4 protein-coding genes and 3 pseudogenes are annotated in these 14,666 nt (G+C 64.4%); 5 read left to right on the top strand and 2 right to left on the bottom strand.

Annotation, left to right across the window (positions count from 1 at the left end; translation table 11 throughout):
* Window positions 1–2,446 precede the first annotated feature (2,446 nt).
* Window positions 2,447–3,253, bottom strand: a pseudogene (locus ABIE67_RS02570) (transposase family protein).
* Between the two features lie 136 nt (window positions 3,254–3,389).
* Between ABIE67_RS02570 and ABIE67_RS02565 the strand changes: the two are divergent.
* From ABIE67_RS02565 to ABIE67_RS02555, 3 genes and pseudogenes are all read left to right on the top strand, one after another.
* Window positions 3,390–4,208 (top strand): annotated as a pseudogene (locus ABIE67_RS02565) (IS5 family transposase).
* Between the two features lie 65 nt (window positions 4,209–4,273).
* Window positions 4,274–5,458, top strand: a complete 1,185-nt coding sequence (locus ABIE67_RS02560) for an IS701 family transposase (RefSeq protein WP_370252597.1) — start codon at window positions 4,274–4,276, stop codon at window positions 5,456–5,458.
* Between the two features lie 200 nt (window positions 5,459–5,658).
* On the top strand, window positions 5,659–6,267 hold the full coding sequence (locus tag ABIE67_RS02555) for a GNAT family N-acetyltransferase (protein ID WP_370252594.1): 609 nt from the start codon (window positions 5,659–5,661) through the stop codon (window positions 6,265–6,267).
* Window positions 6,268–6,568: 301 nt separating this feature from the next.
* Here ABIE67_RS02555 and ABIE67_RS02550 read toward each other — a convergent pair.
* Window positions 6,569–6,988, bottom strand: a pseudogene (locus ABIE67_RS02550) (transposase); the annotation flags it as partial.
* A 2,573-nt stretch (window positions 6,989–9,561) separates the two neighbouring features.
* Here ABIE67_RS02550 and ABIE67_RS02545 point away from each other — a divergent pair.
* Both ABIE67_RS02545 and ABIE67_RS02540 read left to right on the top strand, forming a co-directional pair.
* Window positions 9,562–9,810, top strand: a complete 249-nt coding sequence (locus ABIE67_RS02545) for a hypothetical protein (protein ID WP_370252592.1) — start codon at window positions 9,562–9,564, stop codon at window positions 9,808–9,810.
* A gap of 282 nt (window positions 9,811–10,092) precedes the next feature.
* Window positions 10,093–14,511 carry a DUF4011 domain-containing protein gene (locus tag ABIE67_RS02540; RefSeq protein WP_370252590.1) on the top strand — a complete coding sequence of 1,473 codons (4,419 nt, stop codon included), beginning with the start codon at window positions 10,093–10,095 and terminating at the stop codon, window positions 14,509–14,511.
* Window positions 14,512–14,666 lie beyond the last annotated feature (155 nt).

The raw sequence follows: 14,666 nt of genomic DNA, 5'->3' as shown, positions 1-14,666 counted from the left end.
GAACATGGTCCGCGGTGATCACCTCCTTGAACAGTGTGGCATGGAACCGTGCTGGTTGGGTTGCTCGCGGGTAGTCCGGCCGCCCTCGCGGCAATCGAGCAGTGGCCTCCCAGCCCGACCAGGCCCCTCCTGGTGCGGTTTCGGCTCCATGGGAGGCTGAAACTAGTCGGTCCGCCACTTGTAGAGATAGTCATTTCAGTGAGTGATTTGGATCCGCTGGATGGAGAAGCTTTGGTCTCGGACGGCAGGTGCGAAGCGAGACGCTCAGTGGACCTACGTGGCAGGCTCACTCATCATTGTGGCGGCCATTTCAGCGGACACTTGCAATCAGCCAACTCGGTTGATAACGCGTCCTTCAGGGTCCACTGTTGAGCGCGCCCCACACCGCATTGTGATCGCGTGTAGACGGGCCCGTCAGGCAGCCCATCGATCCCTTACTCTTGGCTTACGGTACGGACACCCATGAACAGTTGATTCGTTGGTGTGATGCGACCCGCTATGAACACAGGCCAGTTCCTCCACCGCGCGCTGGAGCGCAAGCTTCACCGTCACAGGCGAGTTCAGTACGCCGCTGCCGTCGGGAGGTGTGAGCCAGCGCAGGGCGCCCCAGCGGCTGTGCGGGGCAGGGGCAGCGATCCATCCATCCTTACTCAGATGCCGCACAGCGGAGCCCACCCCGAGGGGGGGCAGCGTCCACAGAAACGAAGAAACCGGTCCGTTGTCGCCGGTCGTCCAGAAGAACGGGTCCGGTACTGTCCTGAGAAGGGTCATCGAGAATATCGGCTGTGCGCAATCCCAGACAGGTGGGAACGATCAGCACGTCCCAAAGGCGTCCGGCGGCCGAAGGTGGATGCTGGTGCTCCCACGTCGCCAGTCGTGCTTGCAAGCTTGAGGGTCTAGCGCCGTGGTGGCCAACCACTCCACCGGGTCCGTCCACTGTGCCAGTGCCATCGCGAGCCTCCTGCGTGAGCCGGGCCCGTAGGCCCCGGCAGGTCAACGGCTGATCCGAACCAGCACCTTGGCTCCCGGCGGCATCCACGGGAAGGGTGGCGAAGGGTGGCGCTTGCTTACCACGACCGGCACCCATCGAGATCGGCTGCCCCAAGCAACACGCACTGCTGGGGATAGTTTCGACTCCCCACTCAGCCATGGCGACATCAATTGGGGATCCCTCGGCACTGCCCCCTGACCGGCCCAGCCAAATCGTGGTCCGCCCGAGGCACGCATGGTCTCCGTCCCATATGAACTCGGCTCAATCACCGGCACATCCACGAAGCTGGCACGCCGGATGACTGGACGGGCGGGGGACTCGCCCGCCTTTTGCGACGAATTCCCACGCCGCTCATCCGCGTCTGCCGGCCAAACGGCAGCACCCCAGGTGACGGTATCCGTGAACTGTCCGCAACACTTGGCGCCTTGGCGGCGTGCTACGCGTTGACTCTCAGCGGCGCACAGCCGAACGCGCGTGGCAGTTTCTGCCGTGCAAGCACCTATCACGTGGGCCACCGATCCTCCGCGGTTCAACGCGCCGCGCTCGCTCATCTCAGTCGATCAACCACTTGATCGTTCGGGAGAACCTTGCAACCGCTCAGGGTCCTGCCAGCGGCCTACCTGCATCGGCTTCCCTTAGGAGCATCCGTGGGTGGTCAGGGAGATCACCCGCCTCCCACGGCGGAGTAAGCCCAAGGGCAGCCCATCGCCGACGCGACGAGGTCATGGCCTTGTTCTCCTCTTCCGTGAACCGAAGTCGGCTGAACGTTACCGACCGAGCGGTAGCAACGGCACTGTCTCTCATCATCATGAGCCAAGCTGCTTCTGGAGTTCGACCCTCTGTTACTAATCGCACAAACCTCACTGACACTTCGTCACTCATGACTGACGATCCTCTTCCTATAAATCCAACGTTAATATGGGTGCTTCTTGCCTGGCCGTACGGATGCGAGACTCGGCAAGTCTGGACTGGTGCGTGCGTGAAGCCGATCCAGTGACCGAAAGTCGCCGAGAGACGATGATTAGGGAATCCATCAACCGCACAGCGGCAGGGGTATCATCCGGGCCAAATATCTCGTAGCACACAACGACGCGCCAGTCATTTGCCTCATAGGGTGAAGCCAATTCTCCAGATGTTGACCACTGATCCGTTTTCTCTTCCGAGGAAGTGGTCCAGGCGATCGACGAGCCTACTAGACACCTCAGAGCGAATCGATGCAACCATTGCAAGAATAGGATGCAGAGGCTACTCAACGGAACCGGGCCTCCCTTCGAGTGTCGCGTCTACCGGGTCTCCGTGGGACGGCGGTATTTCGTGTAACCGGGAGAGGAGTTAGGAAGGATCCCGGAAGCGGTCCAACCCCGGGGATGGCGCCGCGCCGCCCGTCGATCAGCCCCCAGGATCTGCATGCACGTGCCGCTGCTAACGCGGTGAGAAGCACTCAGTGAGCCTCTTTCATCCCGTGTTTGTGCAGATCAGGAGGGCGTGTACGGCGCGGACTATGCGGCTGAGACGGTTGGTTGAAGCAGCGTGCCCTTCGGAGTAGGGGCCAGGACTTGTGCTGGGCGAGGGCGCGTTCACCAGATGCGCGCAGGCGGGCGTGGTCGCGGTTGTACTGCTGGTGGCGCTCGGGTAGTTCGCGGTGTCCGTAGTGCGGGGTGCGGACGGTGGCGCCGGCGCCCTGGTAGGCGCGGTCGGCCCAGGATGAGAATCTGCCGGGTCAGGCAGGCTTGGATGATGCCGTGGGCGCGGGCGGCGGTCAGGTCGTGGGTCCGTCCAGGCGTTGCCCGGGAGAACCACAGCGGGGTTCCGTCCGGCGTGGTGATGACCTGGACGTTCATGCCGTGCTTCTTGTGCTTTTGCGAGTAGTACGGCTCATCCGCCCGGATGCGGTCGATGGGAATCAGCGCCCGTCGATGATGACGAAGTCACCTTCGCCCAGGCCGACGAGGGCCTCGTGTAGGCCCGGTGCCCAAGCGGCCAGGACCTCGACGGTCTCGTCCACGTATCGCCACGCCGTCGCCTCCGACACCCCGAACCCGGCCGCGACCTGGGCGAGCGTCTCGTTCTTGCGTAGGTGGGCCAGGGCCAGCAGAGCCTGCTTGAAGCAACCCGGCTTCCGCCAGGGCGAGTTCAGTTCACGCCTTCGGGCGTAGATGAGCCAGGAGACATACTCGACCAGCTCATACGGGACGTCGGGCATGGAAGGATACGGAACCAACAGAGCCCCTCGGCCGCCGGTGTGATGAGTGAGATCACCACGCCAACGACGAGGGACTCTGCCACGTCACCACTACCGCTGACCAGCTCATTTCACTCTCACGGCACGGGATGAAAGAGGCTCACTCACCGCCTGCTAAGAGCGTGTCCTATGTGGCGGGGTGTCGTTGATCTCGGTATGGGGCGGGGTACGTGGAGTTGGATTGTTCCGGACGGGCTGTGGGAGATCGCGAAGCCGCTGATCCCGCCCTCGAGGGTGCGGCCGCAGGGCGGCGGAATGCAGGACACCCCTGATGAGACGCTGTTCGCCGCCATCATCTACGTCTTGGTCAGCGGCTGCGCCTGGCGCCAACTGCCGCCCTGCTTCGGCATATCGAAGTCGACCGCCCACCGCCGGTTCTTGATCTGGTCGAGAGCCGGGCCTCTGGGGGCGGCTGCACGAGGCCGTGCTGCACCGCCTCGACGACGCCGGCCTCATCGACGTCACCCGCGTCGTCCTGGACACCGCCCACGTCAGGGCTAAAAAAGGGGCGAACACACAGGTCCGAGCCCCGTGGACCGGGGCAAGCCGGGTTCCAAGATGCACGTCCTGTCGGACGCGACCGGACTGCCCCTCCTTGTCGGCGTCTCCGCCGGCAACACCCACGACAGCGAAGGGCTGAAGCCCATGGTCGAGGGTCACCAAACGAGACACGACCCCCACCGCGGCCGCCACTTCAAGCCCCAGCGCCTCCACGCGGACAAAGCCTACGACCGCGCCGACCTGCGGAAATGGTTACGTGGCAAACGCATCGGAGTACGGATCGCGCGCAAAGGCATCGGATCCAGCGAACGATTGGGCCGTCGCCGCTGGGTCATCGAGCGCACCATGTCCTGGCTGTCCGGCTACCGCCGCCTCAGCCCCCGCTATGAACGCGATCCCCGCAACTACCTGGCCTTTCTCGGCCTCGCCGCCGCCATCTGCTGCTACAAGCGACTCGTCCGCCTCACCACATAGGACACGCTCTAATACTGCAACGGTCTTTGCCGTGACTGCTGGCCAGTTCAGTCGTTGGTGTTGTTATGGGTGGGGACCTTGCTGGTGTCAGGTTGTGGGCGGGGGAACTGGGTGCTCTGCATGAGCGGTTCGTGCACCGGTTCAACCGGGAGGAGCCGCGTCAGTCGGCGCTGGCTTACATGCGTGGGCTGGTTGCGCCGCTGGAGCGGAAGAACGGCTGGACGCTGGCGGAGGAGGCCGGGCATACGGGTCCCGATCGCATCCACCGGCTGCTGAACCGGATCGAGTGGGACGCCGACGAGGTCCTGGACGACGTACGCGACTACGTCGTGGAACACCTCGCAGACCGCGAGGCCGTCCTGATCGTCGATGACACCGGCTTTCTGAAGAAGGGCGTCCGTTCGGCCGGGGTGCAAAGGCAGTACTCCGGAACGGCCGGCCGCACCGAGAACTGCCAGATCGGTGTGTTCCTCGCCTACGCCACCGGCCGTGGACGCACTCTGATCGACCGCCGTCTGTATCTGCCCACCTCCTGGACGGATGACCGGGAACGGTGCCGGCGGGCGGGCATCGACGACAGTGTCGCCTTCGAGACGAAGGTGGCCATGGCCAAGGCGATGGTCCGCCGGGCCATCGCCGACCGTATCCCGTTCGGCTGGGTGACGGCGGACGCCGCCTACGGCTTCAGCAAGGGCTGGCGGTTCGAGCTGGAACAGGCGGATGTCTTCCACGTCATGGCCACCACCCGGCACGACACCGTCGTCACCCGCTGGTCCATCGACCACCCCGTCCACGACCTGTTTCCCGGCCTGCCGCGGCAGAAATGGAAACGCCGTTCCTGCGGTGAAGGAGCCCACGGCCGGCGGATCTTCGACTGGGCCCGCGTCGAGGTGCGGCCCTGGCACCGCGAGGACCGCCGGCACTGGGTCCTCGCCCGCCGAAGCGTGAGCAGGCCCGAGGAGATCTCCTACTACATCGCCTACTGTCCCGCCGACACGACGCTGGACGAGCTGATCCGCATCGCGGGCAGCCGCTGGGCAGTCGAGGAATGCTTCCAGACCGCGAAGCAGGAGTGCGGCCTGGACGACTACCAGGTCCGCCGCTACCCGGGCTGGCACCGCCACATGACCCTGGCCATGGCCGCCCACGCCTGTCTGACTGTCCTGCGGGCCCGCCAGCTCGACACGGACAAAGCAGAAACGGATCCTCCCAGCTCATCCACCTCAGCCTCGCCGAGATCCGACGCCTGATCACCCGCCTCACCAACCGCCGCCCCACCCCGGCCGACCACATCCTGCACTGGTCAACCTGGCGCCGACGACGCCAGCACCAAGCCCGCATCAGCCACTACAAACGACGCGGACACAGCCCCTGAAAACTGCCCAGCAATCAGAACAAGCACCGTTGCAGTACTAAGTCCGGAACCGATATTCGGTACTCTGCCCGCCCGATGAGGACGCAAGATGGTGCGCATGACTTTGACCACCCCTCTTTGACCACCCCTATACTGCACACTGCTCGCCTGCGACTGCGCCCCTTCACCGACACCGACGTGGATCCCCTCTTCGCACTGCACAGCAGCGCCTACGTGCTGCGCTACTGGGACTCCCCACCGTGGAACGAGCGAGCTCGGGCCGACCGTTTCGTCGCGACATGCCGAAAGATGGCGGACGAAGGCACCGGGGTGCGGGTGGCCATCGACCGTGTTTCTGACGGGGCCTTCGTCGGCTGGTGCGGTCTGCCCGGATGGAACCCGGACTACCGCAGCGCGTCGTTGGGCTACTGTCTCGCCGATGCGATGTGGGGCCGCGGCTACGCGACGGAAGCCGCGCACGCCGTGCTGAAGTGGGCATTCGACACACTGGACCTGAATCGAGTTCGGGCTGAGACCGATACACGCAACGTGGCATCTGCTCGGGTGCTGGAGAAGGTCGGATTCGTGCGGGACGGGACACTGCGGGAAGGCTGCGTCGTGAACGGTGAGGTATCCGACTCGTGGGTATTCGGGTTGATCAGGCGAGAGTGGCGGCCGTCGACCATGCCGATCCCAGCCCGCTGAGCGGCCGTCACATCCGCTCCTGGTACAGACGGACTGGGTGAGGATGTCTTTGGCGGGCGGGCCATGCGCTTCCGACGAGCCAGGCTCTCGACGATCTTCGGGTGGCGGCAGTACGGCGAGACGACCTTCCGCCTCGGCGAGAGCCGCGGTCCTGCCCAGGCCCTTGGTAGTCGGAGAGCCCTTGTGGGAGATCACCGGCAGGACTCGGGCCGACAGAGTTCGCGACACACAGCCCGAGAGTGGCACGTCTTTTCGCCCAGCAGGGCTTCTGGGCGTCGGCGAGGACGTTCGGGGAATCCGGCTACCGGCGGGTGCCCTCGTCGAGGGCTAGGGTCTGCGTGACGTCGTTGACGTTCGCCGCGGTAGCGATGATGTGCGGCGGGGTACTCTTCCCACCGCAGGTCAGATGGTGCGCCGCCGGTTTTCCGCCGGTCGACCGGTGACGGCCAGTCACGGCTCCCCCCGTTTTCACGCGGACGTGGGAGCCGTCTGCGCATGCACATGACCAGTCAAGTTGACCGGCCGCGTGCAGCTTCGCGAGCAGGATGCGGTGCAGCCGGTCGAGGACACCGGCCTGCTGGCAGCGGTCCAGTCGGCACCAGTATGTCTGTCCGGAGCCGAACCCCAGCTCCAGCGGCAGCGCTTGCCATGCGATGTCGCTGACCAACAGGTACAGAATGCCCTGCAGACACCGCCGGTCATGCCGGCTTCGGCCCAGGTGCCCTCTCGGACCGGAGCGGCAGCAACGGCTCGATCAGCTCCCACAGATCATCGTCCACGATCCACGGCAGGATACTCATGAGCCCATCAACGGCCAGATCATCACATTGAGCACACGTGACCAGCGGACTCGCTCAAGATCTTGTTACGAGTTCTTAGGGTGGTCGCACGCACTTCTCGGGAAACCTGGGCCGTCTGACTGAAGCAGCGTCATATACGTTGCCGACAACACTCTTCCATTTATGGAAGAGGCCTGAGTCCTCCTCTTCCATCCGCAGGGTCCCGCCTCTCCTCGGCTCCGTGGGAGCAATGGGGCCCTGCGGATGCACATGGTGCTCGGACAGTTGGTTGTTCCTGCCTGCTGTCGGCGGGCGCCGTTTCCCGTCATCCACGGTCGCAGCCACGGTTGTCACCAGCCCATGTGACCCTCATGCGACATGTTGTACGACCGCCTCAAGACTCAAGTCACCGTCACGGCTGACGCGGGTGTAGCCAGTCGCGACATCGCCAAGGCTCCGAGATGGGCGACAGTGCTGGGCGCCCGGAGCGTGGCGGGCACGCGCCGAACTCAGGCCGAGCGCGACGACCGTGTGTGTCATATGTGCCGTGACTACTACCTGTGGCGGACCGATGAACGGGGGCTGGTCGCAACATTCGTGAGTGGCTGTGACCGGTAGTGGTGCGTGACGGCGAGACGGCCGGCAGGCCGAGCAAGCTCCAGCCCCGAGATTCGGCTCGCGAGGATGGGCCCTCGGGACTGCTACAGGGCGACTGTGCATTCCCGGGGGTGGTGGGCCGTGACCAGATGGGTGGCCGTCGTGTCCGCGAGCCGAAAGGTGGACTTGGCACTGCACTCAGGGAGAGGCCGAGACCCTCGGCCTCTCCCTTGGTGGCTTAGGCCGCCATTCATGTCACAGGCGTTGCTGGTCCAAGGAACTGCGGGAGGTGCCGAGCTCGGAGTGCCGAAGTAGGTTCCCGGCGGGCCCGGCTGGGAGTGCCACCTGCGTCACACCTGACGCAATCCCCAGCGCAAGGAGCAGGGGGCGTCCTGAACGCCGCCCGCGAGGCAGGGGCCGTGCAAACGCCTGACCGAGTGGCACGGATCGGCAGGGCACCGAGGCTGCCACGAATTCAACGTTGGGCCCGTCACCCAGGAGCGGAATGACGGGCCCAACAAACGTAGCGGTGCAAGCCCTGCACAGGACTCTGACCGCCAATGCGGCCAAGCCAACTCGGGGACAGTAGGTGCAGTTGGCCTCCGCTGCCCCGGGCCTGACCCATATATGAGACAGAACACGTCCCTTGTCATGACGCGCCGGCCCCAAGTCAGTGCTGGAACCACACGAACGGCCCACAGATCTCGCCAAATCGCGTCTGGGTAACATGCCTCACTGGGTGGGGACGGTGGACAATCGTAGTCGGCTTGCACAGGCCGGTGCTCGACCGGACGAACCGTCGGCGACGTGGGCGTTCTGTGGAGGGGGGCGGTCAAGTGCCTTGCTGTGAGACAGGACAGCGGCGCTTGACCTTCACCGCCCGTGATCGGTGGACAGGGCGCACATGTGGGCTGTTGAAGGCGGCGTCGTCTCGGCTGAGGACGACGCTTGAGTTGAGCGACGGCGAAGCGAGGCGGGTTCGGTCGGAAACTTGCGGACGGCAGCGGCGTGCACGACCTCGTAGGTCACTGCCTGACAGCGCTGGAAAGGTACCGAGCTGCGCCAGGCTCTCGCTGCTGCGGTGAGGCGCGGCATCGGACGAGCCGTAAGCATCACCGGCCCGGCGTGCTTCTGCGTTCGCGATCACCTTCATGTTCGTCCGGATTGGGAATAACGGCAGAATGTGCACAGGTTTCGGTTGCGCGCGAGTAATGGTCCGAGCCGTTGGATCACCCTACGGGAGGTCGTCGGCGAGACGCCGAACAGAGGGCCTGCTGCACCGTGATTTCATGCGTCAGTTGACGGCCGTCAGTAACATGGTCGTGGTTCACGGAAGCCGCAGTGGAGTGACCCGGATTGGCAGCCACCACCGCCACCTTCTCGCTCGAATTCAGCGGCCGGCCAAGTGGTTGTCTCGCTTCCCTTGGCAGACCGGTGAGCGTCTAACCTCTCCTCATCTACCCGTTCACCTCTCAACGCACTGCCCCCTAGCCGAAGAATGCTCCGGCCACAGCCTTCTGTGACAGACTCATCGGACGCCGTAGGTACTCGGACCACCTGGTTGCGGGGCTGGGAACAAGGTGAGCCGTCGGCGACGGTGACCGGCAGCACTTCGGCGGTTCTGACGCCGACGCCGGGAGCGAATTCGGGATCTCGGCAGGAGGGCGGCCTGCCTCGGGGGCTTTGGTCTGGGGTTCGAGAGCACGGCTTGTCCGGGGAAGGAGCGGTACAGTGACCCGCGACTCGGAGATGTCTTGCCCTGTTTCTAGTTTCGGCAGAATTGTCGGCTCGGTTGATATCGGCGTGGCGTTTTCTCGCGGCGATGAACCCCTATGGCATAGACAACCGGCCCGCCAGGTGGCGCTTCATGGGCTTGAGGGCGACCCTCAGCAAAGGCCATGGTAAAGGAGACGACACTATGACAACCCGTACTTCTGTCTCAGCCATAGTGCGGAACGACCTCTTCGATCAGGTCTTCGCCGCACTGGCGAGCGTTGATCCGGAAGCCATCGTGGCATCCTCCTACCATGCGAATGATCTTGAGGGCACCACCGGATTATTGATGTCGCTCAAGGGTGACTTCAGCGTCGCCGTGAGCAAGCGGCTCGCAGCCTTCCCTGATGTGAGGTGCGATGTTGAGGTGAGAGACACGGAGTCGTGGCTATAGGGCATACGGACGCGTCCCCGCTCGCGGCACATTTGCGGCGGACGCCTCCTGCGATCGCCGCGACCTGTCAGATCTTGCGCGGCTCACGATGATCAGTCAGCTCGGCCATCGCGAAGCCGCGTTTCACCCGGCTTCGCGGTCAGATCGACCTGACTGGCTGATGGCGGCCAGATGGTTGGGGATGGAGGTCGCACCAGGGAACCACTGAGACTGGCGTGCTGGACCAACTGTGTAAATAATGCCTATATGTACAATTTACGCAATCTTGATGCCCTCCAGTGTGTGAGCAGTGATTCCGCGGCTCACAGTGACCTGGGCGTCGACCGGCTCCAGACCATCCTGGATACTTGGCGCAATTCCCTGCTCGACCTCAGTGGGCGCAACCGGCTGCTGAATTTCCGCCATACGAGGACCGCCACCCTTGAGATCATGGCGCCCGATTCCTCCACTGTACTGGCCGGGCTCACCCGTGGTTGGAGCTTCGCGACCATAGGGGAGAGCGGTGGCAAGGGAGAGGGAGACGGTGCGGCTGCACGCAGCCGAACGTCCTCCGGCTATGAATCCGCCTCCGCAGCCGAGGGGTTCGGGCGCGGGGGCGGTCTGGTGACACACAAGGACACGCAAGCAGAGCTGGAAGCCTCGCTGTACCGGCTGCGGCAGAAGTCGGGCCAGATGTACAACGACTACGGCCTATGGGTGCTCTGGCTCGGTGTCGGCATGCTGGACTGGCGGGAGGAGGGTGCAAAAGAGAAGGGTTCCGCCCCTTTGCTGCTCGTGCCCGTGGAGCTTCGGCGGGACGGCCAACGGCATACGCGTCTGCATTTGGCCGAGGGCCAGGATCGCATCCATAACCCTGCACTGACTGTCAAGCTGGAACGGCTGGGCGTCGACTGGAGTGCGGTTCTTGACTGTGACGTGGCTGACCCAGGTGCCGTTTTCGCCGCCGCCCGGGAAGTTGCACAGGCGCAGGACGACTGGACCGTGAACGCGCGTGTCGTGCTCGGTCTCTTCACCTCGCACAAGGAAGCACTGTGCCAAGACCTCCAACAGAACAAAGAACGCATCCTCACTCATCCGCTTGTCCGGGCCATCGGCCTCGGACCGGATGCGGGGCTGCCGGAGGATCTGCTCGACGTCGAGCCGCCCGAGGTCGATCGCATTGACGAGATTCAGCTGCCAGAACGGACCCCGCTCGTGCTGGACGCGGACTCCTCGCAGCGGCGGTGCATTGCGGCCGCGCTGGATGGTCGTTCCTTTGTGATGAGCGGACCACCTGGAACAGGCAAAAGCCAGACGATCACCAACATGATTGCTGCACTCATGCACGCCGGCCGTTCCGTCTTGTTCGTGAGTGAAAAGGCCGCGGCACTCGACGTGGTCCGCAACAGGCTGGGGAGTGTTGGCCTCGGGGAGTTCGTGCTGGCCCTGCACAGTGGCGACACCAGCAGGAAGGCCGTAGCGACGGAGCTCGCCCGGGCGTTGACCATCCAAGTGCGGGGCACCGTCGCGGCTGAGCATGAACTGGACCGTGCTCGTCGGCTGCGCGAGGAACTGTCCGGCTATGCCGTGGCGATGAACGAGATCCGTGAGCCGCTCGGTCGTACCCTGCACGATGTTCTGGGCCGGCTGGTCCTATTGGAGCGGGCGCAGACTCCACAGCTGTACCTCGGGGCCGAGAGCACCGACATGGTTCGGGGACTCGGCGCGGGGGATCTTCAGACGCTTATGCAGGCTGTCTGCACCATCAGCCGCGCCTGGCGCCCGGCAGCGGAAGGAGAGGCCTTCGTCTGGCGCGGACTTGAAGGCCGCTCCGCTCTCGCGGTCGTCCTCGCGGAGGCCGCTGACGCGCTTGCGGACCTGCGCACGACGGCCGAGCAGTGCCCATTTGCCGCTACGATGCCCGAACCGCGCACCGTGCATGATGTGCGGCAGATAGTACGAACTCTGGAAGCGAACCTGCCTGAAGTGGACCCGGCCAGCCCTGGCTTGACCGGCGACGGCAGGGCGGACGACCTCTCCGGAAGCCTCGCCCGGCTGGCAGAGCTGTTCGGACTGCCCAAGCCGGAAACCGCGCAGGCCGCGTTCAGGCTGCTGGAACTCGCCGATCTCACCTCTGCGACGAAGCGGCCACTTGCGCGTTGGTTCGACGAAGAAGGGCTTCGCGAAGCACAGCGTGCCGCTCAGGAGTTAGGGGATGCCCTCGTTGTCTGCGCAGGTGCCCGTGCAGCCGTCGAGGATGTTTTCGATGATCAGGTACTGGAAGCAGAAGATCTGCCTGACTTGGCCGAAAGATTCAGTGAACAGCACCGGGGCTTGTTCGTGCGACTATCCGGGCAGTTCCGGCAGGACCGTGCGGCGGTGGCCGCGCTCACACGCATCGGCGCCTGGGACAAGACTCTCCCTCGGCGCCTGAACGACGCACTCGCCTGGCGCAACAGTGCGGCAGAGGTGGCCCGCCTGACCGTTCGCCATGCGCAGACCCTGGGCGAGTACCTTCCTTACGGCGAGGCTGATCTACCCTCCCTGGAGGCGGCGCTGGCCACGGCGGATCGCATCGCCGAACTAACTCAAGAGGCCACTGATCGTCGCCTCCTCCCCGTTCGCCTGGCTGATGGTGCCGAGCCCGACCCGCTCCCGGGCCTCCTGGCGAGCAGCGTCCGTGCGGCGCTGGCCGACTGGTGCCGCGCTGCGACCAGGCGTGCCGATCGCTGGTCGGATTCCGCGGCCGAGCTGGCTGGCCTCTTCGTGGAACCCCGTCAAGCTCAGCTGTCTGTTGTGCTGCTCGGAACCTTCGATCAGGCCCAGCAGGCAGTCGATGAACTCCGTGCCGATCCCCACGGCCCGGAGGAATGGCGGGCATATCGTTCGGGGCTCGACGTTCTGACCCGTGCCGGTGTCGATGAACTCGTGCGGCGTGCCGCAGAGAGAAGTGTCCCCGCAGAGCAGTTGCCCGGGGTCATGGAACAGGCCCTGCTGAAATGCTGGGCAGACGACATCCTGGCCACGGACACCCGCCTCGCCATGACGCGTTCAGCGGACCTGAATGCCCGCGTAAGCGAGTTTCAGGACGCCGATCGGCGACTGGTTGCAACTGCGAGCGGAGCCGTGATCGAGGCACACTACCAGCGCCGACCGCACCGTTTCGGCAGCGGACCGGCTTTGGCGATCAAACATCAGGCCGAACTGAAGCAGGGCCATCTGCCGGTGCGAGAACTGCTCGACCAAGCACGCGAGGTCGTCCAGCTCATCAAACCATGCTTCATGATGAGCCCACTGACAGTAAGCCAGCTGTTGCCTGCTGATTACCACTTCGACGTGGTTATCTTCGACGAGGCCTCACAGGTGCGTCCGGCCGACGCCATCAACTGCGTATATCGAGCAGATTCACTGATCGTCACTGGCGACGATAGGCAGCTGCCGCCCAGTTCGTTCTTCGATTCGGCACTCGAGGATGTCGCCAAGGATGCCGACTCCGACTCGTTCGAGTCCTTGCTGCATGCCTGCAAAGCAGGCGCCTTGCGAGAGCTTTCCCTGGGCTGGCACTACCGCAGCCGTCACGAGGACCTGATCACGTTCAGCAACAGATCCTTTTACGACAGTGCCATGCTGACCTTCCCGGCGGCCATGGACTTCGGTGACGCCGTCGGTGTCGCGTTCTTCCACACACAGGGCGTGTACGACCGGGGCGGTCGGCGCGACAACCGGATGGAGGCGGAGTTCGTCGCGCGTCGAGTCATCCACCACTTTGACACCCGCCCTGAACGGAGCCTGGGTGTCGTCGCCCTTTCCCAGGCCCAAGCGGCAGCCATCGACCAGGCGGTCCAGCAGGCTCGACTGCTTCGCCCAGATCTGGACCACTGCTTCACCGAAGACCGCCTCCACGGGTTCTTCGTCAAGAACCTGGAATCTGTCCAGGGCGACGAGCGTGACGTTATGATCATGTCGATCGGATACGGACCTGACGAACATGGCAACATGACCACGAACTTCGGGCCCATCAGTAAAGAGGGAGGCTGGCGGCGTCTGAACGTCGCCATTACTCGGGCGCGTTTCCGGATGGAGGTCGTAGCCTCATTCCGAGGCAGAGATCTTGCCGACAGTCGGAACGAAAACATCCAGCACCTCAAACGATATCTGGAATATGCCGAGAACGGCCCAACCGATCTGGTGCCGGACGCCAACCAGGCCGACCTCCGGTCGGATGGCCCATTCGAGGAATCGGTCCTGCAGGTACTGCGGGACTGGGGCTACCAAGTGCAGCCGCGGGTCGGTACAGCCGGACATCGCGTCGACATCGGCGTCCGCCATCCAGAGTTCCCGGGGACCTACGTTCTCGGTATCCAGTGCGATGGAGCGACGTATTACTCATGCAATTCAGCCCGAGACCGCGATCGGCTACGAGAGGAGGTGCTCGCCGGGCTGGGCTGGCAGTTGCACCGGATCTGGGGGAGCGACTGGTACCGCGGCGGCCCTGCTGCCGCTCTGCAACTGCGGGAGGCAATCGAGTTGGCGGTCGCGCGGGCACCGATCTCGCACGTTGGTCCGGCCAACCCGACCACGAGCCTGGTCGCGGAGGACATGGCGGAAGGCGCACGGGACATAGATGTAGGGGGTCGGCTCGCCAACACATTGGCCTCTTCCGTTCCTGCGAAACCAGGGGCGCGAGACGCCGACGAGGGCAATGACACCCACCGGATGTGAACGCTGTTCCGTCGCATCAGGGCGGTCGGGAGTCTGCGACGGTGCGGGCCCTCGGGCTCGGCGTGCGTCACGACCAGGGCCGCTCCGGATGTGGGGGTGACGCCACGACCTGGGCAGACGTCGCCGTCGTGAGTACTGGGATTCTGCCGGGCGCC

Origin of the sequence: Streptomyces sp. V4I8 (assembly GCF_041261225.1) — a bacterium.
In the GTDB taxonomy this organism is placed as follows: domain Bacteria; phylum Actinomycetota; class Actinomycetes; order Streptomycetales; family Streptomycetaceae; genus Streptomyces.
This window is presented reverse-complemented; position numbering and strand designations above follow the sequence as displayed.

Excerpts from the sequence above, each read along its gene's own strand:
- ABIE67_RS02560 (WP_370252597.1), top strand. The coding sequence starts at position 4,274 with ATGGGTGGGGACCTTGCTGGTGTCAGGTTGTGGGCGGGGGAACTGGGT.
- ABIE67_RS02555 (WP_370252594.1), top strand. The coding sequence starts at position 5,659 with ATGAGGACGCAAGATGGTGCGCATGACTTTGACCACCCCTCTTTGACC.
- ABIE67_RS02545 (WP_370252592.1), top strand. The coding sequence starts at position 9,562 with ATGACAACCCGTACTTCTGTCTCAGCCATAGTGCGGAACGACCTCTTC.